Genomic DNA, 23,818 nt, shown 5'->3' with positions numbered 1-23,818 from the left:
GGCTTCCAGCGCCAGCGCGGCCGCGTGCTCGGCCGCCACGCGCGCGGCGGGCCAGTCCATCCGCAGCCGCGCCTGGGCCGCCTCGCGCAGCCGCTCTGACAGCGCGTCCGTGGCGGTGGCGGCCGGCAGGGGGCGCACGGGGGGAAAGAAGCCGCCCGGGTACAGCGGCTCCACGCCCAGCCACGGGTTGGGCAGCAGCGCGGAATGCGTGTCGCGCATCAGCATCCGGAGGTCGATGGGGGTCGGCGGCTTGTCGGCTTAGTATCCACCGGTCAGTGCTTTTGCGGGCGGCGGCGGGCCAGGCGCTCCTCGCGGCGGCGCCGGCCGGCCTCCAGGCGGCGCTTTTCGTCGTCCGTCTCGGCCAGCACGGGGGGCACGCGCGCGGGGCGGCCATTCTCGTCCAGCGCCACGAACGTGGCGTAGCAGGTGTTGGTGTGACGCTCCATCCCCGTGATGGGGTTCTGCGCCAGCACCTTGACGCCGATCTCCATGCTGGTGTGGCCCGTGAAGTTGACGGACGCGTGCGCCACCACCAGCTCGCCGATGAAGATGGGCTCGTTGAACTCCACCGCGTCGAAGCTCTTGGTCACCACCGGCCGCCCCGCGTGCTTCATGGCGCAGAACGCCGCCGCTCGGTCGATGAACCCCAGCAGCACCCCGCCGAACAGCGTGCCCGCCACGTTCTGGCTCTGCGGCTCCGCCAAGTCCGCGAACGTCACCTGCGAGTCGCGCACCGGCCGCGGCGTCTCGGGGTCCGGCGGCGGCGTGTTGAGGTAGATCTCAACGGGGCGGATGCGGCTCGTCATCGTTCTGCTGTCTCGTTCTCGGATCGTTAGGAATCGGGCGCGCAAGATGGCGGATGCGGCAGGCTGGGGAAAGCCCCGTCACGCCGGCCCCGTCCCCGCCGTCCCGGCTCCGCGCCGCCGCCATCCCTCCTCCACGGCCAGCCCCGGCGCGCCGTACAGGCGAATGCGCGTCCCCGTCCCCCGCAGGTGGACGATGATCGCGCGGCTGAGGAAGAACCGCTTCTCCTCGCATCCCTCGATCGCATCCCACGGAATGAGCAGCGGCGGATGCATGAAGCGAAAGATCAGCCACGTCCGCAGGTAGACGCCGTCGTCCGTCAGGTACATGGCCACGCAGCGATTGTAGCGCACGGGCGCGCGAGAAGCGCCGTTGATCAGGTCCGCGCTGACCGACGCAAAGCGGTCCGCCACCCACCGCGGCGGATCGGGCGGGGCCGGAAAGCGCGCCGCCAGCCCGCGCCATCCGCCCGTGACCGCCAGCAGGCTCACGACGAACAGCCACAGCCCCACGAAGAACAGCGGGAACAGGGGGATGATCCAGAGTGGCAGCGGCTGGGGCTCGTTCATGGGCGAAAGCGCGCGATTGAGGAGGCACCGGTCGAAACTGCGTGCTCACACGGGGCCCGCGGCCAACAGAGGGGACGGCAACGGATACAAACCGTTCCTCCGTTGGCCGAAGGCCCCGTGTGAGAATCCTCTCGTACCTCCGTACCGTCTTCAGGTCACCTCGCCACCCGCCACGGCGATGGACTGGCCCGTGACCGCCGCCGCATCGTCCCCGCACAGCCACAGCACGGCGGACGCCACCTCCTCCGGCCGGATCAGCCGGCCGATGGGCATCACGCGGGTGATGGCCTTGCGTGCGTCCTCCTCCGTCCGGCCCGCGTCCACCAGGGTGCGGATGGCGGACGCGGCCATGTCCGTGTCCGTGTATCCCGGGCAGACGGCGTTGACGGTGATGCCCTTCCTGGCCATCTCCATGGCAAGCGACCGCGTCAGGCCGATGACGCCGTGCTTGGCGGCGCAGTACGCGGCCGTGTGGCTGTAGCCCTTGAGCCCCGCCGTGGACGCGATGTTGATCACCCGCCCCGCGCCGGCGGCCAGCATGCCGGGAAGCACCTGCTGCGTGCACAGAAAGGTGCCCGTGAGGTTGACGGCGATCATCCGGTCCCACGTTTCGCGCGTGGTCTCGGTGAATGCCACGCCCGCGGACTGCCCCGCGTTGTTGATGAGGATGGACGGATGCCCCATCGTCCGGCGGATGCCGTCGAAGGCGCGCGCCACCCCCTCCTCGTCCGACACGTCGCAGGCCATGAACTTGGCCTCCACGCCGTACTCGTCCGTCAGCGCGCGGGCGCGGGCCTTGAGCTCGTCGTAGTCGCGGCCCAGCACGGCTACGCGCGCGCCGGCCGCCGCCAGCCGATCCGCGATGGTCGCGCCGATGCCGCGCCCGCCGCCCGTGACCACGGCCAGCCGTCCGTGCAGGAATCGCTCGTTGGGCATGGGCGGCCTCAGATGGTGGCGGTGCCCAGCATCTCCTGCTGGCGCTTGAGGTTGCGTTCCAGCTGGCCCTTGCCGCTGAGATACTGATTCGGCCAGTACTGGTCCGTGTAGCCCAGTTGCGCGGCGGCGTGCAGCGTCCAGTGCGGCTCCGCCAGGTGCGGGCGGCCCAGCGCGCACAGGTCCGCGCGTCCCGCGGCGATGATGCCATTCACCTGGTCCGCCTCGGTGATGTTGCCCACGGCGATGGTGGGCACGCCGGCCTCGTTGCGGATGCGGTCGCTGTACGGCGTCTGGAACATGCGGCCGTAGACGGGCCGCGCGTCGGGCGTGGTCTGCCCCGTGGACACGTGGATGATGTCCGCGCCCGCCGCGCCGAACGCCCGCGCCACCTCCACCGCCTCGTCCGGCGACAGCCCGTCCTCCACCCAGTCCGTTGCGCTGATGCGCACGGACATGGGACAGTCCTCCGGCCACGCGTTGCGCATGGCGCGAAACACCTCCAGGGGAAAGCGCAGCCGGTTCTCCAGCGGTCCGCCGTACGCGTCCGTCCGCCGGTTGGAGAGGGGCGTGATGAACGACGACAGCAGGTAGCCGTGCGCGCAGTGCAGCTCCAGCATGTCGAACCCCGCCTCGCGCGCCATCTCCACGGCCCGCACGTGCTGGTCGATCACGTCGATCATGTCGTCGCGCGTCATCTCCCGGGGCACGCGGTTGCGCGGGCCGTACGGCACGGCCGAGGGGCCGATGACGTCCCATCCGCCCTCCTCCAGCGGCTCGTCCATCCCCTCCCACATCAGCCGCGTGGCGCCCTTTCGCCCGCTGTGCCCCAGCTGCAGGCAGATCTTCGACCGCGAGCGCGCGTGCACAAAGTCCGTCACCCGCCGCCACGCGTCCACGTGCTCCGGCGCGTACATCCCCGTGCACCCCAGGGTGATGCGCGCCTCCGGGCTTACGCACGTCATCTCCGTCATCAGCAGCCCCGCCCCGCCCAGCGCGCGCGACCCCAGGTGGACGAGGTGAAAGTCGTTGGGCGTGCCGTCTTCCGCCGAATACATGTCCATGGGCGACAGGACCACGCGGTTCTCCAGCCGCAGGCCGCGCAGGCGGAAGGGGGTGAACATGGGCGGCGGCGGCGCGTCCGGCTCCTGCCCGCTGGCGCGCGAGGCGAACCAGCGCTCCACGCCGCTCAGGTACGCGTGGTCGCGCAGGCGCAGGTTCTCGTGGCTCACCCGCTGGCTGCGGGTGAGCAGCGAGTAGGCGAACTGCGGCGGGTCCAGGTTGATGTAGCGGCGTACGTTTTCGAACCACTCCATCGAGTTCCGAGCGGCGTTCTGCAGCCGCAGCGCGTCCGTCCGCCGCTCTTCCTGGTATTCCCGGAGCGCGGCGGGCAGGTCCTTCTGGCGATGGAGGATGCGGGCGAGCGCGATGGCGTCTTCCATCGCCAGCTTGGTCCCGCTGCCGATGCTGAAGTGCGCCGTGTGCGCCGCGTCGCCGATCAGCACCACGGGCGCGGCGGATCCACTGGCGTGGTACCACTGCTCGTTGGATACGCGGGTAAAGCGGATCCACGGCGAGCGCAGGTGGGGCGCGTTGGATTCAAGCGGGTTGCCGTCCAGCCACGGCGCGAACATCCGCTCGCACGCCGCCACCGTCTGCGCCTCGTCCATGGCGTCGAAGCCCGCGTTCTTCCACGAGCGCTCGTCGCACTCCACGATAAAGGCGCTGTGGTCGGCGGAGTAGCGGTAGGCGTGGGCCTGAAAGACGCCGTGCTCGTTCTCGACGAACAGAAAGGTAAAGGCGTCGAAGAGCTTCGTGGTCCCCAGCCAGCAGAACGGGGCGTGGCGGACGTCCAGGTCGGGCTTGAAGTGCTCCGCGTACTTCGCGCGGATACGGCTGTTCACCCCGTCCGCCGCGACGACGAGATCGACATCGTCCAGCCCGAGGCCGCGCAGATCGCCATCGTCCGCCACGTCCTGGCCAAAGCGCAGGTCCACGCCCAACTCGGCGGCGCGGTCCTGAAGGATGCGCAGCAGCGTTTTGCGGGCGATGCCGCTGAAGCCATGGCCCCCGCTGGTGATGACGGCGCCGCGGTGGTGGACGTCGATGTCGTCCCAGTGCGCAAACTCGTCCTGGATGCGCTGCGCGGTGGGCGGATCGGCCTCGCGCAGGTAGCCAAGGGTCTGGTCGCTGAACACCACGCCCCAGCCGAAGGTGTCGTCCGCGGCGTTGCGCTCCAGGACCACCACCTGGTGGGTGGGGTCGGCCTTCTTCATCAGCAGGGCCAGGTACAGCCCGGCCGGCCCCCCGCCGATCACCACCACCTTCACGTAGTTCTCCGCGTCCCGTGTGCGCCCCTCGTCTACTCCCGTAGCGTGCGCAGTCTACGCGCCGGATGGGGGCGAGGGAAGGGAGGAGGCGCTTCGGGAGATCTGCGCGAGCGCCCCCTCCGCTCGCGCAGGCTCGCACCTCCCCCAAAAAACGCTGGGGAGGTTGAGGTGGGGCTGGGGACGGTGTGCTTCGGCTGGCTCCGAGCGGCGCCCCCTCCGGGCCGGCACCACCGGCCCACCTCCCCCGAAACTGCCGGGGGAGGTTGGGTGTGGGGCAGGCGGCGGTGAGCTTCGGATGGGGTGGCGCGGGATGGGGAGCCGCCCCCCTCCCCGGCCCTCCCCCGCAAACTGCGCGGGGGGAGGTGCAACGCACCTGATCGAAGCGCGATTGAGTTCTCCCCTCTCCGTGAGGAACGAACGGGGAGGGGTCGGGGGAGGGGCACCCCGGCGGGCGCCAGTTCGATGCACGTCGCCAAACCCGGATCCATCGGCAACCGGCCCGGCCCAGACGCCCAACTAAAACCAAAACCCCCTCTCCCGCGCGCTTTGCGGAAGAGGGGGCTGAGGGTGGTGGCTCCGCCGGATCAGAGGATGACCGGCTCCTCGTACTGCTCGTAGACCACGTCCCCGCTGTGGGCGCGGCGGCGGCGCGGGCGCAGGGCGCGGGCGAGCACCAGCCCCGCCACGAACGCGCCGCCCAGCACCAGCAGCGTCCTGGTCATGTCCACCGGCGCGGGGGGAACGGAGACCACGCCGCGCTCGTCCGCCACCGCGGGATGGTCCACGTAGCGGCCGTGCGGCGGGACGGCGCGCGCGCGGAAGTTCATCGCCAGCTCGCGAAGCTCCTCGCGCAGCTGCGGGCCGTTGAGCGGAATGCCGTGCCCCGTGGCCGCCAGCTCCGGCTGCAGATCCGCCAGCAGCCGCACCGACCGCTCCGCGTTGCGCCAGTCGGGCGTGTAGTAGCTGGGCGGGCCGTTCACCTCCGGCGTCTGCTCCAGCACGTACGTCAGCGCCTCCTGCCGCGTGGTGACGAACGCGTCGCCCGCGATCAGCGTGCGGTCGGCGTCGCGGAAGAGCGAGACGTGGCCGGCGGTGTGGCCCGGCGTGTGGACCCACCGCCACCCCGGCATCCCCGGCACGGTGCCATCCGCCGGCAGTGCCCGCACCCGCCCGCCCAGATCGATGGGCTTGCGCGGGTACATGAACGAGAGCCGCGCCATCGCGCCGCCGGGCACCGTGGGGTCGGGCGGCGGATACGACGAGTCGCCGGTAAGGTAGGGCAGCTCCAGCGGGTGCGCGTACACCACGCAGTCCCACATCTCCACCAGCTCGTGGATGCTGCCGCGGTGGTCGAAGTGCCCGTGGGTAAGGATGATGGCCCGCGGCCGCGCGCCGCGGCCGAAGCGCTCTTCGGCCGCGGCGACGATGCTGCCGCCGTAGCCGTACATCCCCGTATCCACCAGCACCCAGTTGCGGTCGCCGGCGTTGCGCGGCCCGTACAGAAACAGGTTCACGATGGCGGTGCGCAGGTACGCCAGGTCGGGAAGCAGCTCCCGCGCCGCCCCCGCGGACGGATACGTCTGCCGCTCCAGCTCTTTCCCCGAGATCCGATCCATCGTCCCCACCATGTTCCGCCTCCCGCGTAAGCCGATATTTCTTTCGCGCGAAGCCCCTGCTCCGCTTCGTGTTAGGCCGCCCGTTCCCGCAAACCTCGCGCCCCGGTTGCGGTCACCAGCGGGATCGGACGGCGAATCGCGGCGCGCGGTGCCCCTCCCCCGGCCCCTCCCCGTTCGTGCCTCACGGAGAGGGGAGACGGAGCCGAAAGATCCAGTTTCGACGACGGAAATCGAACTGGCGTCCGCCGGCGCCCCCCCTCTCCCGACCTCTCCCCCCCGAACTGCAGGGGGAGAGGAGAACAGACCTCGCTTTGGAAGGTACGTCGCACCTCCCTTCCCCCACGCAGTCTGCGGGGGGAGGGCCGGGGAGGGGGCCGGCCCATCATCCCGCGCCCCACCTTCCGAAGCTCACAACCCACTGCCCCACACCCAACCTCCCCCAGTCTTTTTTGGGGGAGGTGCGAGCCTAAGCGAGCGGAGGGGGCGCGGCCCTCGCGTCGCCCTGTCTGAATCACCCAAATCCCTCCCTCACCGGCCCGCCCACCAGCCCGGAGGGGGCGCGCGGGGAGCCGGCCGAAGCGTCGTCGAAAGCTGTCGCGGCGCAGTCACGCCAACGGAGCAGTTTCGCCCCGCACCCCCGAAGCGATACATTCCCATCGAACCATGCAGCGCATCAAAAGAAGGTAAACGGGAGCAGCAGTGGCGGATATCGCGATCGACCTGGGTACGGCAAACACGCTCATCGAGATCAGGGGCGAAGGGCTGGTGGTGAACGAGCCCTCCGTGGTGGCCGTGGAACGAGACAGCGGCCGCGTGCGGGCCATCGGGCTGGAGGCCAAGCGCATGCTGGGCCGCACCCCTGAGGGCATCATCGCCGTGCGCCCCATGCGCGACGGCGTGATCGCCGACGTGGACATGGCGGACCTGATGCTGCGCCACTTTCTGGAGCGCGTGCTTCCGCGCGGCCTGTTCAAGGTCAAGCCCACCGTCGTCATCGGCGTGCCTTCGGGCATTACCGAGATGGAGAAGCGGGCCGTGCGCGCCGCGGTAATCGCGGCCGGCGCCAAGGCCGTGCACCTGATCAGCGAGCCGATGGCGGCGGCGATCGGCGTGGGCCTGCCCGTGACCTCGCCCAAGGGGTCGATGGTGGTGAACGTGGGCGGCGGCACCAGCGAGATCGGCGTGATCGCGCTCAGCGGCATCGTGGCCGACGCGTCCATCCGCGTGGCGGGGAACGAGATGGACGAGGCCATCATGGGCTACGTGCGCAAGAGCCGTAACCTGCTCATCGGCGAGGCCACGGCGGAGGGGGTCAAGATCCAGATCGGGTCGGCCTTTCCGCTGGAGCAGGAGCGGGAGATGGACGTCACCGGGCGCGACCTGGTGAACGGCATCCCCAAATCCGTGCGGGTGAACTCGGTGGAGATTCGCGAGTGCATCCAGGAGCCGGTGTTCGCCATCGTGGCCGCCGTGCGCCGCGCGCTGGAAACCACGCCCCCCGAGCTGTCGTCCGACATCATCGACGCGGGGATCGTGATGACGGGCGGCGGCGCGCAGCTTCGCGGCCTGGGCCGGCTGATCGAGCGCGAGACGGGGCTCCCCATTCACCTGGACGAGCAGCCGCTGACCTGCGTGGTGCGCGGCGCCGCGCGCGTGCTGGAGGACCGCGGCCTGTACCAGAGCGTGCTCTCGTAACCATGCCCCGGCGGCACGGGCAGCATCTACGCATAACCGCAAAAGAGCAGGCCTCACACAGAGTTAACAGAGTCAACAGAGTTGCTCCGTGCCGCCCTTCCGCCATCGTTCCGAATTTCGCGGGAACGAAACGGAGCCAGGGACTCGCACCACACAAACTCTGTTGACTCTGGTAACTCTGCGTGAGGCCTTCTTTTTCTTTTGAGCGGATGCGCCGCGGCTACTTGCGGGCGATGCGCTCCATGTAGGCACGGATGCGGGCGTGCGTCTCGGGCGCGGACCACAGGGCGTGCACCCGGCGGTCGTACTCCGCGGCGCCGTCCATGCGGGCCAGGGCATCGGCGCGCAGCGTCTGCTTGGTCTCGCGGAACACCTCCGGCGGCAGGCTGGCCAGCTGCGCCGCCACCTCCCGCGCGCGGCCCAGCAGCGCATCCTCCGGCACCACCTCGTCCAGTAGCCCCTCCGCCAGCGCCTCCGGCGGCGCCAGTGTGCGGCCGGTGTAGACCAGCGACTGCAGCCGGTGGCGCGGCACCGCGAACCGCACCGCCTCCAGCGCCGCCGCGGGAAACGGCACCCCCACCACCAGCTCCGGCACGCCGATGCGGCCGTTGCCTTCCGCCATGATGCGGTAGTCCGCCGCCAGCGTCATCACGCCGCCGCCGGCGATGGCGTGGCCGTTCACCGCCGCGACCACCGGCACCGGCAGCGCGAACAGCGCCCGCACGAACGTGGAGAGCAGCGGAACAAAGCGGTCCACGTACGCCGCCCCGCCGTCCACGATGCGGTACAGGTCCACCCCCGCGGAAAAGATGCTGCCGGTGCCCGTAACGATCACCGCGCGCGCTTCGCCCGCCGCCGCCAGCTCCGCGCTCAGCCCTTCGAGCAGTTCCACGTCCATCGCGCTGGCCTTTCCGTGCGCCAGCCGCAGCGTCAGGATCCCGTCCTCCAGCTCCCGTTCGATCATCGTCCGCCCGTCCGTGTTTTGATGACGCGCCGTCCAGGTCGCGGCTGCGTGAGCCTCGCCACGCAGCCGCTCGCCGAATCACTTTCGTACTTTCGTACTTTCGTACTTTCGTACGTTCGTACCTTCCGTACCTTCGTACTCTCGTACCCTCGTACCCTCGTACCTCCCCCTACTCCCGAACCAGGTTCTGCCGGATGAACATCACCGTCGCGTAGAACTGAAAGTCCTGGTTGGCCTTCTTGGCGAAGCCGTGGCCCTCGTCGCGCGCCATCAGGTACCACACGGGGGTGCCGCCCTGCTGCACCCGCGCCACGATCTGCTCGGCCTCCGTGCGCGGCACGCGCGGGTCGTTGCCGCCCTGCACCACGAACAGCGGTTTGGTGATGCGGGCCGCGTTGTTCAGCGGGCTGATGCGCTCGAAGTACGCCGCCATCTCGGGGATGCGCTCGTCGCCGTACTCCGCGCGGCGCAGGTCGCGGCGGTAGCTTTCCGTGTTGCGCAGGAACGTGCCGAAGTGGCTGATCCCCACCACGTCCAGCGCGCAGCAGATGCGGTCGGCGTAGTTGGTGGCCGCGGCCAGCGTCATGTATCCGCCGTAGCTGCCGCCCGTCACCATTACCCGCGACGCGTCCAGCTCCGGCTGCGTGGCGATCCAGTCCAGCAGCGCCCCGATGTCCTGCACGCTTTCCTCACGCCGCATCCCGTTGTCCAGCTTGACGAACGTCTTGCCGAACCCCGTGGAGCCGCGGACGTTGGGGAACAGGACGGCCACGCCCATCTCGTTCAGGTAGTAGTTGCCGCGCCCCAGGAACACCGGGCGCGACTGCCCCTCGGGGCCGCCGTGGATGTTGATGATCACCGGCCGCTTGCCCGTAAAGCGCGCCGCCGGGCGGTACAGAAAGCCCGAGATCATCCGCCCGTCAAAGCTGCGCCACCGCACCAGCTCCGGCTCCGCCAGCTCCGACGCCACCAGCCCGCCCAGCTCGCTCTCCGTCCACCGGGTCGCGGCGCCCGTCGCCACGTCCACCGACCAGGTGTCCGTGGGCGAGCGGGCGGAGTTGAGCGAAAAGCCCACCTCGCGCCCCGACGGGTGCCAGCGCACCCCGCCAATCACGCCCACGGGCAAGCTCTCCACGCGCCGGTAGGCGCGGGTGCGGGTGTCCAGCAGGTACAGCCGCGAGATCCCTTCCTCGTTGGTCGCGAACGCCACCGTCCCTCCGTCCGGCGACACGTCGAACGACTCCACGTCCCAGGGGATGTCGGGCGTAAGCGGCGTCACGGCGCGGGTGGCCAGGTCCATGTACGCCAGCCGCTGGAACTCCGCGCCCAGGTCCGTGGTCAGGTACACGCCGCGCCCGTCCGTGGCGAACTCGGCGCCGCCGTACGCCACCGAGTCGGCGCCGCGCTGCGTGAGCGCCGTCTTTGCGCCCGACGCCGCGTCCACCAGCCACAGGTGGCTGCGGTTCACCGACTCGTACTCCAGCACCAGCAGCGTGCGGTCGTCGGGCGACCAGTCGGAAACGTACCATCCGCCGCCCGTGGCCTGCATCACCATCCGCCGCGACGCCGGGTTCGCGGGGTCCATCACCCACACGTCGCGGTCGGCCCCGTTGCGCGCGGTGCTGCCGTAGGCAATGCGGTCGCCCGCGCGGCTCCACACCGGCGCGTTGTTCTGCGAGCGCCCGCCGTCGGTGAGCAGGGTGATGCGGCCGCTGGTGTCGTGGCGGTAGATCTGGTCGAACTCGTTGCCGCCCACGTCGCGCAGGAACAGAAACGAGCCCTGGCCGCGCGGCTCGTAGCTGGCGTCGGAGACGGGCTCGTCGCTGAAGGTAAGCTGCGTGCGCGCGCCGCCGGGCATGGCCACGCGGTGGATTTGCGCCGCGTTGGCAAAGCGGGTGGAGATCAGCAGCTCGCGGCGGGTGGGGTGCCAGTCCACAAAGCCGGCGGACCGCGCCTCGGTGTAGCGGCGCACCTCCGCCGCCAGCGACGCGGGGATGGCGGGAATGCCCTGCACCACCAGGTTTTCGCCGGGGGTGATCACCGGCTCCTGGGCGGCGGCGCCCAGGGGAAGCAGGGCAAGGGTCGCCAGGACGGGAATGGAACAACGCATGAGCAGCGGCTCCGGATGCGCGGGTTGGTTGGCTTGGCTGATGACGCTCACGCTACGCGCCACACCCTTCCGCAGCAAGCCTCCGCGCGAGATCGCGTCTACCCGCCGAGCTTCTTTCGATGCATGCGCGACAGCGTGGTCTCGCGGACCAGGTGAAGAAAGGGCCTGGGCTCGCTGGCGGCGATCCGCTTCATCTCCGGCCAGTGCCGGTAGATGGTTCGCGCGATCTTGCAGGTGCCGGCGATGGTGTCGTTCAGAAAGAATGCGCCGATGGAGAGTTGCGTGAGCACGGCGCGCTCATGGGGGTTGTGCAGGATGCTGCGATCGGAGCTTACGATGCACCACTCTCGCTCGCCGGCGTACCGCAGCACCATCTCGTCCGGGGCCTGCTTGAGGCCCACGTCGTACACGTGAAAGGCAGCCTCGCCCAGTTCGCGGAGGGAGCGACCAAGCGATGCGGAGAGTTCTCGTCGAACAGAAAGACTACGCCTCCAGCCACTGCTCGAACGCCAGCGCGGTCTCTACGTGCCGCGGACTGATCTCGTAGGTCCAGGCAACGTGCTCGACGGTCTTTTCACCGTACACGGCATGCTCGGCGCCAACCGCCTGCGCCAGCGTACGCGTGCGGATGCCGGCCTCTTCCACGCGCGGCGCCCCGAACGAGAATGCCGGGTCAATCACCACGCCGCCGTTGCGGCCCAGCGGCCACCACCGGGTCGCCACATCGTTCAGGTCAAAGTCCAGCTGGTCCAGGAACGGCTTGACCAGCGTGGGAAGCTCGTGCTGGCCGTGCCCGCGCAGCCGGATGAACGACTCCGAACCGTCCGCGTTCTGCACGCCGCCGTACAGAACGCGCCCCGGGTCCACGTACACCTGCCGCAGCGCGAACGGGTGCTCGGAGGTAAAGAGCCGCGCGGCCACCGTAGCGGCCTCCTTGATCTCGTGCCACGACGCACCGGCGGCGTGGAATGCGCGTATGTACAGCAACTCCACCAGCTCCACGAACGTCAGGGCCCGTTGGCCCTCGAGCTCGGGTAGGTCGGTGTGGATGAGCGGCGGATGCACGGTAGGTCCCGCGGCGCGGTTGCGCCGGTAGCCAAAGGCCCAGCGCCGCACCGTCTCCGGCTGCTCGTGCAGAAGCGCCGCTGCTTCCGCCGGCGTATACAGCCCTGTCCCTGGCAGCATGATGATCCACCTCCCGTGAAGACGCCGCCATCCCGCACCCCGGTGGCGGACGCGCAAACGCTAATCACTGTTCACTCTGTGTGCAATGGCTCTGCCCATGCTCCTTTTATTTTCGGCCTTTCTTCGCCATACGTCAAGCCAAGCCAATCTTCTGCCCCCGTCCCCCGGGCCGGCTAAAGCCGGGGGCTGGAAATGCCACAAGCCCCGCCCAAGGCTCGCAAAGCTCGCCGGGCGGGGCTTCACCTTCTCGGGTCGTCCGGAGCCGGCGCGCCGGGTGAGTTCGTATACGCGCCGAACCATTCCACGGAGTGCGGGGGCGGCCTGCACGAGCAGGTGAAGCCCCGTTTTGCGAGGAACGAGCAAAGACGGGGCTTCTGGCCGTTCTAGCCCCCGGCTTTAGCCGGCCCGAGGTGGGTGGGCGCGGCGACGCATCCCATCTCCCCCCTCACACCCTCACACCCTCACACCCTCACACCCTCACACCCCCACACCCGTTCACCTCACTCCTCCCGCAGCGCCTCCAGCGGCGTGTGGCGAAACACCTCGCGGCTGGCCAGCAGGCCCACGGCGGCGGAAAGCGCGGTAACCCCCAGCGCCAGCCAGAGCAGCGGCAGCACCGGCACCGCGTACTCCACCTCGAACAGCCACCTGGCCAGCGCCCACCCGGCCACCACCGCCAGCAGGATCCCCGCGAGCGCGGCCAGGAGTCCCAGCGACAGGTACTCCGCCAGCAGCACCCGCGCGATCTGCCGCCGCGTGGCGCCCAGCGTGCGCAGCAGCACGCTTTCGCGAATGCGCTGCAGCCGCCCGCTCAGCACCGCCCCCAGCAGCACGATGAACCCGGTCGCCACGCTGAATGCGGCCAGAAAGCGGATCACCGCCGCCACGCGTCCCAGCACGTCGTCCAGCGCGGCCTGGATGGCGGTCAGGTCCAGCACCGCCACGTTGCTGTACCGCCGCACCACGTCGCGCTGCGCCGTCGCGCGGGCGGGGGCGTCGGGCGCGCGGGCCAGCATCACCCACGTCTGCGGCGCGCCCTGCAGCACCTCCGTGGGAAACACGGCAAAGAAGTTGGGCTCCAGCCGCTGCCAGTCCACCTCGCGTATGGAGGTGATCCGCGTGGGAATGCGCACGCCCTGCACGTCCCAGACAATCTGGTCGCCCACGTCCACCTTCAGGTCCTCGGCCACGGACACGTCCATCGACACCTCCGCGGGGCCGCGGCCCACCTGCCCGCCCGCGCCGGGCCGCCACATCCGTCCGCGCAGCAGCGTTTCCGAACCCACCAGCGTGTCGCGGTAGGTGGACCGATACTCCCGCCGCACCGCCCATCCTTCGGGCGCGTCGTCGCTCCCCGGCGGGCCGTCGCGGCGCTCGTTCCGCTCCTCCGCACCGCCGCCCGCGCTGTCCGCCCCTTCCTCGTCGTCGCCGCCGCGGCCGGGCGCCAGCGTGGACGCCAGCACGCCGTTGATGGAGTGAATGCGCATGGGGATGATGGGCGCGCGCTGCAGCACCTCCGTGCCGCCGCCGGCCAGGAGCTGCGCCACGCCCGCCTCCTGGTCCTGCTGCACGTCGAACAGGAGGAGGTTGCCCTGGCTGCTGGCGTTCACCCGCAGCGGGCGCAGCAGGTTGCTCTGCATCAGGTAGACGACGGCGAGCAGAAACACGCCGAAACCCAGCGCCAGCACCACCACGCGCGTCTGGTTTCCCGGGCGGTGCAGGTTAGCGATCCCCTGCCGCGTGGGATAGCCCAGCGCCCCCGCCGGCGCCCGCCGCGCCGCCCTGGTCACCAGCCACGCCGCCAGCCAGAGGGCGAACAGCGTCGCCGCGATCCCGGCCGTAAAGCCGATCCCCGTCCGCACCTCCCCCGCCTGGAGGAAGACGAGGGCGATGATGCTGGCCGCCAGCAGCGTCCATCCGCCGATCGTCCACGGATCGCGGCGGCGCACGTCGTCCGCCTCCACCCGGCGGCGGATGGCCTGCAATGGGGAGATGCGGCGCGTGGCGATCAGCGGCAGGAGCGCAAAGGCAACGGCGATCCACACCCCTACGCTGATGCCGGTGAGCACCGCGGGAAGGCTGAGCGCCGTCTCCACCTCCACCGGAAGCAGGTCCGCCAGCAGCCGCGGCAGCACCCACTGCACCGCGAGGCCGATCGCCGTCCCCAGCGCCGCGCCGATCAGCCCCATCACCCCCGCCTGGAGGAGGTAGATGAAGATGACCTGCGGCGCCGTGGCCCCCAGGCAGCGCAGCGTGGCCACCGTGTCGCGCTTCTGGGCGATGTACGCGCCCATCGCGCTGGCCACGCCAATGCCGCCCAGCAGCAGCGCGAAGGTGCCGACGAGGGAGAGAAAGCTCCCCAGCCGGCGCAGCGCGCGGTCCAGGTCCGCCTGCTGCTCGCGCGCCGTGCTCATCCCCACCCGCTCGCCGCGCAGCACCGCGCGGCGGTCCGCCAGCAGCGCCTCCGCGCGCTCCGCCGGCATCCGCGCGTACGCCTCGTAGTCCGCGCGGCTCCCCATGCGGATGAGCTGCGTCTCGCGCACGTAACGCGCGGGGATGTACACGCGCGGCGCGAACAGCGAGCCGATCCCCACCGCGCCCGGCACCTTTTCCAGCGTGCCGATGATGGTGAACGTCGTCTCGCCCAGCTGGATGGCGTCCCCCACTCGCGCGTCCAGGGCGATGAGCAGCGCGGGATCCACCAGCGCGTTGCGGCCGCCCTGCAGCGCCGTCCAGCGCCCCGCCGGCCCGGTGACGATCTCGCCGTAGAAGGGGTAGCCGGGCTCTACCGCGCGCACCTGCGCCAGCCGGGCGCCTCCCGTGCGCTCCGCCAGGGCCATGGACGCGAAACTCGTCACTCGCGCCACCGGAATCCGCGCCTGCCGCAGCGAGTCCAGCACCCGCTCCGTGCGCGGGCCGAACGGCCGGTTGCTGCTCAGGCTGACGTCCGCGCCCATCATGTCGCGCGCCTGGTCGCGCACTCCGGCCGCCAGGTTGGCCGCAAACGACTGCGTGGCCACCAGCGCGGCCACGCCCAGGGTGATGGAACTGAGAAACAGGAGCAGCCGGCGGCGCGCGAAGCGGCTCTCGCGCCAGGAGAGCGCCAGCAGGGGGCGCAGCTTCACTGTGCCCCGCTCCGCTGGTCGCTCACCACCGCGCCGTCGGCCAGGCGCACCACCCGCCGCATGCGGCCGGCCAGCTCCAGGTCGTGCGTCACCAGCACCAGCGTGGTGCCCAGCTCGCGGTTCAGCTCCATCATCAGCTCGATGATGCGTGCGCCGGTGGCGGCATCCAGGTTGCCCGTGGGCTCGTCCGCGAACAGGATGGAGGGACGGTGGATGAAGGCGCGCGCCAGCGCCACCCGCTGCTGTTCGCCCCCGGAGAGCTGTGTGGGGTAATGATGTCCGCGCCCGCCCAGACCGACGCGTTCCAGAAGCTCGTCCGCGCGCGCCGCGCCGCCGCCCGTACCGGCCAGGTCCAGCGGCACCGCCACGTTCTCGCGCGCCGTAAGCGTGGGGATGAGCTGGAACGACTGGAACACGAAGCCGATCTTTTCGCGCCGCAGCCGGGCGCGGTCGTCTTCGGAGAGCGCGCCCATGTCGGTGCCGTCCAGCAGCACCCGGCCGCCGGTGGGGCGATCGAGCCCGGCGAGCAGGCCCAGGAGCGTGGTCTTGCCGCTGCCGGACGGGCCCACGATGGCCACCGTCTCGCCGGGCTCCACGCGAAAGCTTACGTTCTGTAGCGCCGACAGCGGCCGTCCGCCGCTGCGATAGGTTTTCTGGAGATCGTCCGCAATGAGCATCGTACCGCCGTTCGTGCCGCGAATGCGCCCGTGGTGGGCCCTCGTCCTTCCGTTCCTGATCTTCGGATGCGGGGGCGCCGAAAGCAACGGGCAGCCCTCCGATTCCGCCGCCCGCACCGGGGCCGATACCGAATCGTCATCCGACGCTAACCGCCGCATCGTCATGTTTCTGGGCACCAGCCTGACGGACGGCTACGGCCTGGAGCGCGAAGACGCCTATCCCGCCCTCATCCAGCAGAAGATCGACTCCGCCGGCCTGCCCTGGGAGGTGGTGAACGCGGGATTGAGCGGGGAAAAGAGCGCCGGCGCGCTGCAGCGGGTGCGCAGCTGGCTCATCAAGCAGCCCTTCGACGTGCTGGTGATCGAGACGGGCGCCAACGACATGCTGACCGGCGCCAACCTGGACACCATGCGCGTCAACATCCAGGGAATCATCGACACCGTGCGCGCCGCGCGGCCGGACGCGCGCATCGTGCTGGCGGGGATGCTGGCCGCGCCCAACCTGGGCCCCAACTACGTCCGCCAGTTCAACGGCACCTATCCGGAGCTGGCGCGCGAGAACGGCCTGACGTTCATCCCCTTCATTCTGGAGGGCGTGGCCGCGCAGCCGACTCTGAACCTGGCCGACGGCATTCACCCCAACGAGCGCGGCCACCAGCTCGTCGCCGCCACCGTCTGGAAGACGCTGCAGCCGGTCCTGCGCGAACCCGCCGCGGCGCCAACGAGGGACGGGGCGGCGGGCGCAGGGGCGGCGGGCTCAACGGAAACGTCCGCTGTTTCGGCAGACTCCGTCTCGGGCGGATAAATCCGCGGCTGGAAAAGCACGAAGCCCCGCAAACCGCGCGGGGCTGCGATCGTCAGAGTTCCACGCGGGATACCACCAGATCGGTTCGGACGATGAGCGACGACGAGGCCGGCTGGGAGCTGTGGCGCCAGGACGACAACGGCAACCGCTTCGTGATCGGTCGCTTCGATTCGTCCGAAGCGGCGGAGGCGGAGCAGCGCCGGTTCGAGGCGCTGGCCCACAAGCAGACGTACTGGGTGCAGCCCGCGGCCGCGGAGGACCGCACGCCCTGAAGCGCGATCATCCGCCGCGCACCCCGGCCGCACCCCTCCACGCGCACCCGGCTCGAGGCCACGCCTCGCACCGTACAATCCGCGAAGGCGGATTTCGTGTGGTTGTTGCCGCGAATTTATTCGCCCTTGCTGGCCGAGCGGCGAACCGTGTCGGCCACAGACCGAATCAGCCGGAGCGCACCTCCACAACGTATCGAAACCGGCGCGCGCCGTTTGCGTATGATGATGCCGTCCAGGCGGATAGCCCTTTCGGCTGTCCACGGACGTTCACCTTTGCGGGTTTGAGAAACGTGAAGAAGTCGACCGCCATCCGGCTTACGCTGGTGTCGTCGATGGCCCTGGGCGCGGCCGCGTGTGGACGCGACGACGACCGGCCCCGGCAGACCATGCGCGGGTACTGCGATCCCAACAACCCCGACGTGTGCGAGGATCGCCCGCGCACCGGCTACGTGCCCATGTTCTTTCCGGTCATGTGGGGCGGCTACTACTACGACAACCGCGGCGTGGCGCGCACCCGGCCGGGAGGCCCCATCGCCCGCAGCGCGCCGGCGCCCGTGGTTTCGCGCGGCGGGTTCGGGCGCACCGGCTCCGTCCGCTCCGGCTCCCCGTCCGGCCGTAGCGGCGTGGGCGCCTGACCCGTGCAGCGCCACACGAACCCGCCGCGCGAGGGGTGGGAAAAGAAGGTGGAGGACGTAGGCCTGCGGCACCACACCGCCGGCGGCGTGCCGTACTGGCACGAGGAGGCGCACTACACCTTTTCGCTGGAGCAGGTGTACCGGATCGAGAACGCCACGCGCGAGATGCACCGCCTGTGCATCGAGGCGGCCGAGGCGGTGATCCGCGAAAAGCGCTACGCCGAGCTGGCCATCCCCCCGCAGGCCGTGCCGCTGATCGAGCAGTCGTGGGAGGCCGACGCGCCGTCGCTGTACGGGCGCTTCGACTTTTCCTACGACGGCACCGGCGAGCCGCGCATGCTGGAGTACAACGCCGACACGCCAACCAGCCTGGTGGAGGCGGCCGTGGCGCAGTGGTTCTGGCTTGAGGAGCGCTTTCCCGGCGGCGACCAGTTCAACCGCCTGCACGAGGCGCTGGTGGAAACGTGGACCGGGCTCAAGCCGCACCTGCTGGACGCCACCGTCCACTTTGCCGCCATGGACGACGTGGAGGACGAGTCCACCATCCTGTACCTGCGCGACACGGCACAGCAGGCGGGGCTGCGCACGCTGCAGCTGCGGATGGAGGAAATCGGCTGGGACGCGGCGGGCGCGCGCTTCGTAGACCTGGACGGCGCCGAGATCCGCTGCATCTTCAAGCTGTATCCGTGGGAGTGGATGGTGGGCGAAGCGTTCGGCGAGCACCTGGCGCGCTCCGCGGGGCGCATCCAGTGGATGGAGCCCGCGTGGAAGATGATCCTGAGCAACAAGGGGATCCTTCCCATCCTGTGGGAGCGCAGCCCGGGGCACCCCAACCTGCTTCCCGCGTACCGGGACGAGTTCATGTTCCGGCAGGGGGTGGATGCGTACGTGGCCAAGCCGCTGCTGAGCCGCGAGGGCGCCAACGTGCGCATCGTCAGCCCCTGGCACGAGGCGGCGGCCAGCGGCGGTGACTACGGCGAGGAGGGATTCGTCTACCAGGAGTACGCGCCGCTCCCGGAGTTCGACGGGCACCGGCCGGTCATCGGCAGCTGGATCATCGGGCAGGAGCCGGCGGGGATGGGGATTCGCGAATCGTCCGGACCCATCACCGACAACCTGAGCCGCTTCGTGCCGCACCGAATCGTGAATCCGCTGCGCGAACGGGCGGAACGCTAGAGACTGGGCCGCGAAATCAACGGCGGAGGGTCACGCGAAGGGGCGAAAACGGGCCTCGCTCCGCGTGCGCCATTTGCCATGTGCACCTGCCTAAGTGTACGTTGTGTACAAGAGGCCAGCAGGGACGCGACAACGATCGGATCGAAGGGAGCAGGAGCATGCAGCCGCCCAGGAGAATCAGAAAGCTCTTCACCGGAGACGCACCCACGGACCGCGAGGGGGTGCGGGCGCTGATGGAGAAGCTCGCCAAGCAGGGGAACGAGACCGGCCCCACGGACGTGCGGCTGATCCCGCAGATGCGCGAGGCGGTGATGGAGCGGGTAGAGCGCACGTCGTTGCGCACCGCCGCGCGCGAGATCGGAATGAGTCCGTCGGGGCTCAAGAAGTTCCTGGACGGCAACATGCCGTACACCAAGACCATCCACCGCCTGCGCCGCTGGTACCTGGCGCACGCGGCCGAGGCGCGCGAGGAGCTTACGGACGAGGAGGCGTTCGCCGCGCTGCGGGTGCTGGTGCACGACCTGCCGCCGGGGATGCAGGCACAGACGGTGGAAGGCATGCTGCACTGCATGGAGCAGAGCTACACCCGCAGCCGGCGCGACATCCCGCCCTGGATCGCCGAGATGCGCGCCCGCTACAGCCTGCCGACCGGTTGAGGAAAAGCATCACGCGGAGCCGCGGAGGGACTAAAAGAGCCGCGGAGAAGCCTTATCCGGAATCCGGAAAACCAACATCGGAAGGTACAGAGAGACCGAGAACAGCCAGAGGAACAGAGGTGATCCGTCCTCTGTTCCTCTGGCTGTTGTCCGTTCCTCTGTACCCTGACCTCGGTTTCCCGTAATCCGACTTGAGGTGAGGTGTTTCTCCGGATCGGGTATCATCCCGGTTACGCAGTGTCCGTGTGCAGTCCCGCGCTGGAAGATCCAGTATCCTCTTTCCTCCCGCGGCTCATCCCTTCCTCCGCGCCTCCGCGTGAAAACGCCGTAGCCCTACGACGGATTCTCGGTCTGGATGGGATTGGGGTCGGCCGCGCGCAGGCGCTGCAGGTACTGGCGGATGCGATTGGCGTTGGCGCCCGCGTCGCCGCGGCCCAGGCGCGACTTGGAGCGCACGTCCACCCGCGCGATCCCCGACGCGGACGACACGCGGATCACCACGTCGTCCTTGAAGCCCATCCACGGCGTGGTCGCCGTCGCCTCGATGCGCCCCTGGCGGCGGTCCTGGTCCACCATCTCCCACCCCATCTCCCGCGCCGCCACCACCGCCAGCGTAAACGCCGAATCCACCGGCATGGCCATCATCAGCGGCTGGATGTCGGGGTACGCCTGGCGCTGCACCTGCGCCACCGAATCACCCGCGTACGCCACCGGGTTGGGCGCGTCCGCACGCAGCGGCGCGACGGCCACGAACGCGGGCGGGTTCTGCACGTCGGTGGTGATGTCGTGGATCCCGGGGTATTGCCGCGCGTCGCGCCGCCAGCTCCACGGCAGCAGGAACGCCGCCGCGCCCATCAGCAGGCCCGCCAGCGCGACCACCTTCCACCGTCCCCCGCTCAGCGCCAGGCCGGCCAGCGACACCAGCGCCGCGGCCGCGCCCACGTAAGCGGCGTACTGCATCAGGGTAAAGCTGGTGCGAAAGTGCCACCAGCCAAAGCGCGACCCCGGCCCGGTGACGAACAGCATCAGCAGGGCGATCAGCCCCAGCGCCAGCCCGAGCAGCGCCAGGGGGTGCATGCGGCGGGGGACCCGCTCCACGTTCAGCTCGGCCATCAGCGTTTCTTTCTCCGGTTGCGCAGCTTTTTGAAGGCGATGGGGAGCAGGCTCATCACCCCCAGCAGCGCCAGCGCGATCAGGGTGTTCCGCCCCACCAGGTCGCCGGCGGAGTCGATGCGCCCCAGCGACTCGCCCAGGTTGGCGAAGACGAACGTTCCCGGCGTAATGCCGATGGCCGTCGCCACAAAGAAGGTGCGCGCGCTTACCGGGGTGAACGCGGGCACCAGGTTCATCAGCCAGAACGGAAACACGGGGACCAGTCTGACGAACAGGATGTAGTTGAACGCGTCGCGCTCAAAGCCGCGCGCCAGCCGCTGCAGCCGCGGCCCCATCCGCCGCCGCGCCGCGTCGGCGAACAGGTAGCGCGCCGCCAGAAACGCCAGCGTGGCCCCGATCGACGCCGCCACCACCACCGCCGCCGTCCCCACCCAGCGGCCAAACAGCAGCCCCATCGTCAGCGTGAGCAGCACCCCGGCGGGAAAGCTGACCGCCGTGGCCAGCGCGTACGCCAGCGTGGCGCCGATGAGCATCGCCGCGTAGTGGCGCTCGGTGAACGCCAGCAGCTCCGCGCGGTGCGCCTTGAGGGTCGCAAAGTCCAGCCGGCCGCCCTGCGTGGCGGCCGTGATCATCGCCGCGATGATCAGGGCGGCCAGCGCCACCTTCTTCCAGTTCACACCGCGACGGCGGGGGGGTGCGGCGCGCGGCGGGTCCCCGCCCCGGGTGTCCGTCTCCCCTGCCGCGGCGTCCGTCATGACACGGGGCCGCGCGACAGGTCCACCGCGCGCAGCGGGTCCGGCGCAGCCGTGGGCTGCACCGAATCTTCCTGCAGCAGCTCGAACATCCGGGCCCCCAGCGTCGACAGTTCGCGCACGCTGGCGGCCACGCTCTCCAGCGACGCCAGCTGCTGCTGCGTGGCCGCCGCCGTTTCTTCGGCCGCGGCGGCGTTCTGCTCGCTGATCTCCGTGGCGCGGGTCACCGCGTCGCCGATCATCTCGTTCTGCGCCTGGGCGTCGTCCATCAGCATGGCCACGCCGGCGATCTCTTCGCGCAGCTGGGCCACCTGGGTAATGCTCTCGCGCAGCGCCACCGCCGCACGGTCCGCGCCGCCCGCCCCTTCGGCGATGTCGCCGCGCGCCCCGGCGATGGCCTCGGCCACCCGCGCGATCTCCGCGCGCACCTGCTCCACCAGGTGCCCGATGCGCTCGGCGCTGGCCGCGCTGTTCTCCGCCAGCTTGCGCACCTCGTCGGCCACCACGGCAAAGCCGCGGCCGTACTCGCCGGCGCGCGCGGCCTCGATGGCGGCGTTCAGCGCCAGCAGGTTGGTCTGCTCCGCCACCTCGCGGATGGTGTCGCTGATGCTGCCGATCTCGCCGCTGCGCACCCGCAGCGACGCCACCTCGTCCGATACCGTCCCCAGCCGCGCGGCGCCCTCCTTGACCCGCGCGACCAGAAGCTCCACGTCGGCCCCCGCGCCGCGCGAGCGCTCCAGCGTCTGGCCGCCAAAGCGGTCCGCGCTGGCCAGCCGCCGCGCGATCTCCACGCTGGCGTCGCGCAGCAGGGTGATGGATTCGGCCACGCTGCGGTAGTCCTCCGTCTGCCGCATCGAACCCTCGCTCACCTCCTGCACCGCCATGGTCACGCTTTCGCCGGTAATGCGCAGCTCCGCGGCGACCGTATCCACCTCCCGCGCCAGCGCCGTCAGCTCCTCCGCGCTGATGCGCACGCGGTCGTCCACGCGGCGCAGGTGCAGCGCCATCCCCAGCTGCCGCTGCAGCCGCGCCAGGTACTCGCGGTGCCCGTCCTCGAACGGCTCGCCCCCCGCGCGCTCCAGCCAGAGCACCGCTTCGGTCGTCTCGCCGTACAGGAGCGGGTAGATGATGCGGTGCGGCGGCAGATCGGCATCCCGTCCCACCAGCACCCGCTCGATGGCGCGCGGGTCGGCGTCGTCCGCGCCGCCGCCGATGCGCACCGGCAGCCCGGCATCGTCCAGCGCCCACACGGAGGCGGCGCTCAGCTCGAAGTCGGCGTGCAGCGCGTCCACCGCCTGGCGGCTCACCTCGTCCACGCTCCCCGCCTGGAGAAGGACGAGGGAGATCTCCTGCGCGCGCCGGTCCAGCCGCCCCGTGTCGAACAGGTTGTAGCGCACGATGGCGTACGCGAACGCCAGCGGCATCAGCACCCAGAACAGCGCGTAGACGGGCAGCCCGGGAAGCACCTCCGCGCGCAGCCCGCCCAGCCCGGGGAGCGCCGCCAGCCAGCCGGGCCCCATCCCCAGCGCGATCCCCACCGCTGCCCACGCCAGCTGCGTCCGCAGCCGCGGCGACCGCGTCTCCATCATCCCCCACGCGACGATCCCGACAGCCCCGGCGAACGCGGCCAGGTCCATCACGTCATCGCGGATCACCCCGTCCAGCAGCGCCGGGATCCCCTCCGCCCCCGCCGCCGCGCCCAGGACGCTGGCCAGCCAGAGGAGAAGCATCGCCCCGTAGAACGCGGCGAATCCAACCATCCACCGCCCCACCCGGCGCGGAAACGCCAGCGCGGCCGCGAAATGGAGGAGCGATGGCGCGTGGAGGAATGCGCCCAGGGCGAAGATCGCGTAGCCGGGCGTCGGGCCGGGCTGGCCGCCGGTAACCAGCGAGGCGGGAAGGTAGAGGGCCCAGGAGCAGGCGTGGATCAGGAACGCCGGACCCGCGGGCACGCGGCTGGCGCGGCCGTACGCCCACCACCCCACCAGCAGGAACACGTACCCAATGGCGCCGTACACCGCCGCGCCCAGCCCCCGCTGCGTGTCCCGCGCGGTGGCCACGGCGTACACGGAGATGAAGACCAGCGCCAGGACGGTGATCCCGGCCAGCCCCTTCGCGGCGGTGTTGAAGAAGCCCTTCATCAGATGGCGTCCGGGTGGGTGGTGGATCGCAATCTAAGGGCGTGGAAGGAGTACGAAAGTACGAGAGTTCGAAAGTACGCGAGTGCGGGAGTGCGGGAGTGCGGGAGTGCGGGAGTGCGGGAGTGCGGGAGTGCGAGAGTGCGAGAGTGCGGGAGTGCGGGAGTGCGGGAGTGCGGGAGTGCGGGAGTGCGGGAGTGCGGGAGTGCGGGAGTGCGGGAGTGCGGGAGTGCGGGAGTGCGGGAGTGCGGGAGTGCGGGAGT

Annotated in this window: 20 protein-coding genes and 1 pseudogene; 6 read left to right on the top strand and 15 right to left on the bottom strand. The window is 70.4% G+C overall.

Translation table 11 applies throughout. The features are described 5' to 3' along the window. The 6 genes from ACOJUJ_RS24845 to ACOJUJ_RS24820 all read right to left on the bottom strand — a co-directional run. Nucleotides 1–219: hypothetical protein (locus ACOJUJ_RS24845; protein ID WP_420129621.1), on the bottom strand; the 219-nt coding region annotated here is incomplete at its 3' end. Between the two features lie 53 nt (nt 220–272). Next, on the bottom strand, nt 273–806 hold the full coding sequence (locus tag ACOJUJ_RS24840; protein WP_420129620.1) for an acyl-CoA thioesterase: 534 nt from the start codon (nt 804–806) through the stop codon (nt 273–275). 78 nt (nt 807–884) lie between these two features. Beyond that, a complete protein-coding gene (locus tag ACOJUJ_RS24835) occupies nt 885–1,373 on the bottom strand; it encodes a hypothetical protein (protein WP_420129619.1) in 489 nt (162 codons plus the stop codon). A 150-nt stretch (nt 1,374–1,523) separates the two neighbouring features. Further along, the gene (locus ACOJUJ_RS24830) at nt 1,524–2,309 is read right to left on the bottom strand and encodes an SDR family NAD(P)-dependent oxidoreductase (protein ID WP_420129618.1); all 786 of its coding nucleotides are present in this window, start codon (nt 2,307–2,309) and stop codon (nt 1,524–1,526) included. Nucleotides 2,310–2,317: 8 nt separating this feature from the next. Then, nucleotides 2,318–4,636 (bottom strand): bifunctional salicylyl-CoA 5-hydroxylase/oxidoreductase, encoded by a 2,319-nt coding sequence (locus tag ACOJUJ_RS24825; protein WP_420129617.1) that lies wholly within the window; start codon nt 4,634–4,636, stop codon nt 2,318–2,320. 584 nt (nt 4,637–5,220) lie between these two features. After that, entirely contained in the window at nt 5,221–6,252 is a 1,032-nt protein-coding gene (locus ACOJUJ_RS24820) for an MBL fold metallo-hydrolase (protein WP_420129616.1), read from the bottom strand. Between the two features lie 699 nt (nt 6,253–6,951). Here ACOJUJ_RS24820 and ACOJUJ_RS24815 point away from each other — a divergent pair. After that, nucleotides 6,952–7,947 (top strand): rod shape-determining protein, encoded by a 996-nt coding sequence (locus ACOJUJ_RS24815; RefSeq protein WP_420129615.1) that lies wholly within the window; start codon nt 6,952–6,954, stop codon nt 7,945–7,947. Nucleotides 7,948–8,167: 220 nt separating this feature from the next. Here ACOJUJ_RS24815 and ACOJUJ_RS24810 read toward each other — a convergent pair whose 3' ends face one another. The 6 genes and pseudogenes from ACOJUJ_RS24810 to ACOJUJ_RS24785 form a co-directional block, all read right to left on the bottom strand. Continuing rightward, nucleotides 8,168–8,911 (bottom strand): enoyl-CoA hydratase/isomerase family protein, encoded by a 744-nt coding sequence (locus ACOJUJ_RS24810; RefSeq protein ID WP_420129614.1) that lies wholly within the window; start codon nt 8,909–8,911, stop codon nt 8,168–8,170. Between the two features lie 169 nt (nt 8,912–9,080). After that, nucleotides 9,081–11,021 (bottom strand): S9 family peptidase, encoded by a 1,941-nt coding sequence (locus ACOJUJ_RS24805; protein WP_420129613.1) that lies wholly within the window; start codon nt 11,019–11,021, stop codon nt 9,081–9,083. Nucleotides 11,022–11,119: 98 nt separating this feature from the next. Beyond that, nucleotides 11,120–11,476, bottom strand: a pseudogene (locus ACOJUJ_RS24800) (DUF5615 family PIN-like protein); the annotation flags it as partial. A gap of 28 nt (nt 11,477–11,504) precedes the next feature. Continuing rightward, complete coding sequence (locus tag ACOJUJ_RS24795; RefSeq protein WP_420129612.1) at nt 11,505–12,206, bottom strand: hypothetical protein; 702 nt, start codon at nt 12,204–12,206, stop codon at nt 11,505–11,507. 500 nt (nt 12,207–12,706) lie between these two features. Next, entirely contained in the window at nt 12,707–15,331 is a 2,625-nt protein-coding gene (locus tag ACOJUJ_RS24790) for an ABC transporter permease (RefSeq protein ID WP_420129611.1), read from the bottom strand. Further along, the gene (locus ACOJUJ_RS24785; protein WP_420129610.1) at nt 15,328–16,008 is read right to left on the bottom strand and encodes an ABC transporter ATP-binding protein; all 681 of its coding nucleotides are present in this window, start codon (nt 16,006–16,008) and stop codon (nt 15,328–15,330) included. The genes ACOJUJ_RS24790 and ACOJUJ_RS24785 overlap by 4 nt, the downstream gene beginning before the upstream one ends. Here ACOJUJ_RS24785 and ACOJUJ_RS24780 point away from each other — a divergent pair. From ACOJUJ_RS24780 to ACOJUJ_RS24760, 5 genes are all read left to right on the top strand, one after another. Further along, nucleotides 16,001–16,813, top strand: coding sequence for an arylesterase (locus tag ACOJUJ_RS24780; protein ID WP_420129609.1), 813 nt, complete (start codon nt 16,001–16,003; stop codon nt 16,811–16,813). The genes ACOJUJ_RS24785 and ACOJUJ_RS24780 overlap by 8 nt on opposite strands. Before the next feature lie 92 nt (nt 16,814–16,905). Further along, nucleotides 16,906–17,085, top strand: coding sequence for a hypothetical protein (locus tag ACOJUJ_RS24775; RefSeq protein ID WP_420129608.1), 180 nt, complete (start codon nt 16,906–16,908; stop codon nt 17,083–17,085). A 290-nt stretch (nt 17,086–17,375) separates the two neighbouring features. Next, nucleotides 17,376–17,720: a hypothetical protein gene (locus ACOJUJ_RS24770; RefSeq protein WP_420129607.1), complete on the top strand. Its 345-nt coding sequence runs from the start codon at nt 17,376–17,378 to the stop codon at nt 17,718–17,720. A 3-nt stretch (nt 17,721–17,723) separates the two neighbouring features. After that, a complete protein-coding gene (locus ACOJUJ_RS24765) occupies nt 17,724–18,896 on the top strand; it encodes a glutathionylspermidine synthase family protein (protein ID WP_420129606.1) in 1,173 nt (390 codons plus the stop codon). 158 nt (nt 18,897–19,054) lie between these two features. Then, nucleotides 19,055–19,552 (top strand): hypothetical protein, encoded by a 498-nt coding sequence (locus tag ACOJUJ_RS24760; protein ID WP_420129605.1) that lies wholly within the window; start codon nt 19,055–19,057, stop codon nt 19,550–19,552. Between the two features lie 333 nt (nt 19,553–19,885). Here ACOJUJ_RS24760 and ACOJUJ_RS24755 read toward each other — a convergent pair whose 3' ends face one another. From ACOJUJ_RS24755 to ACOJUJ_RS24745, 3 genes are all read right to left on the bottom strand, one after another. Further along, nucleotides 19,886–20,665, bottom strand: coding sequence for a DUF1499 domain-containing protein (locus tag ACOJUJ_RS24755; protein WP_420129604.1), 780 nt, complete (start codon nt 20,663–20,665; stop codon nt 19,886–19,888). Beyond that, a complete protein-coding gene (locus tag ACOJUJ_RS24750) occupies nt 20,665–21,342 on the bottom strand; it encodes a TVP38/TMEM64 family protein (RefSeq protein WP_420129603.1) in 678 nt (225 codons plus the stop codon). Before ACOJUJ_RS24750 ends, ACOJUJ_RS24755 begins: the two co-directional genes overlap by 1 nt. A 74-nt stretch (nt 21,343–21,416) precedes the next feature. Further along, nucleotides 21,417–23,558, bottom strand: a complete 2,142-nt coding sequence (locus tag ACOJUJ_RS24745) for a methyl-accepting chemotaxis protein (RefSeq protein WP_420129602.1) — start codon at nt 23,556–23,558, stop codon at nt 21,417–21,419. Nucleotides 23,559–23,818 lie beyond the last annotated feature (260 nt).

The organism is Longimicrobium sp., from assembly GCF_048594345.1.
GTDB lineage: Bacteria > Gemmatimonadota > Gemmatimonadetes > Longimicrobiales > Longimicrobiaceae > Longimicrobium.
This window is presented reverse-complemented; position numbering and strand designations above follow the sequence as displayed.

What these genes read in the sequence shown, in the direction of transcription:
- ACOJUJ_RS24840 (WP_420129620.1), bottom strand. Translation starts at nt 806, where the DNA reads ATGACGAGCCGCATCCGCCCCGTTGAGATCTACCTCAACACGCCGCCG.
- ACOJUJ_RS24835 (WP_420129619.1), bottom strand. Translation starts at nt 1,373, where the DNA reads ATGAACGAGCCCCAGCCGCTGCCACTCTGGATCATCCCCCTGTTCCCG.
- ACOJUJ_RS24830 (WP_420129618.1), bottom strand. Translation starts at nt 2,309, where the DNA reads ATGCCCAACGAGCGATTCCTGCACGGACGGCTGGCCGTGGTCACGGGC.
- ACOJUJ_RS24820 (WP_420129616.1), bottom strand. Translation starts at nt 6,252, where the DNA reads ATGGATCGGATCTCGGGGAAAGAGCTGGAGCGGCAGACGTATCCGTCC.
- ACOJUJ_RS24810 (WP_420129614.1), bottom strand. Translation starts at nt 8,911, where the DNA reads ATGATCGAACGGGAGCTGGAGGACGGGATCCTGACGCTGCGGCTGGCG.
- ACOJUJ_RS24805 (WP_420129613.1), bottom strand. Translation starts at nt 11,021, where the DNA reads ATGCGTTGTTCCATTCCCGTCCTGGCGACCCTTGCCCTGCTTCCCCTG.
- ACOJUJ_RS24795 (WP_420129612.1), bottom strand. Translation starts at nt 12,206, where the DNA reads ATGCTGCCAGGGACAGGGCTGTATACGCCGGCGGAAGCAGCGGCGCTT.
- ACOJUJ_RS24780 (WP_420129609.1), top strand. Translation starts at nt 16,001, where the DNA reads ATGAGCATCGTACCGCCGTTCGTGCCGCGAATGCGCCCGTGGTGGGCC.
- ACOJUJ_RS24785 (WP_420129610.1), bottom strand. Translation starts at nt 16,008, where the DNA reads ATGCTCATTGCGGACGATCTCCAGAAAACCTATCGCAGCGGCGGACGG.
- ACOJUJ_RS24775 (WP_420129608.1), top strand. Translation starts at nt 16,906, where the DNA reads ATGAGCGACGACGAGGCCGGCTGGGAGCTGTGGCGCCAGGACGACAAC.
- ACOJUJ_RS24760 (WP_420129605.1), top strand. Translation starts at nt 19,055, where the DNA reads ATGCAGCCGCCCAGGAGAATCAGAAAGCTCTTCACCGGAGACGCACCC.
- ACOJUJ_RS24755 (WP_420129604.1), bottom strand. Translation starts at nt 20,665, where the DNA reads ATGGCCGAGCTGAACGTGGAGCGGGTCCCCCGCCGCATGCACCCCCTG.
- ACOJUJ_RS24745 (WP_420129602.1), bottom strand. Translation starts at nt 23,558, where the DNA reads ATGAAGGGCTTCTTCAACACCGCCGCGAAGGGGCTGGCCGGGATCACC.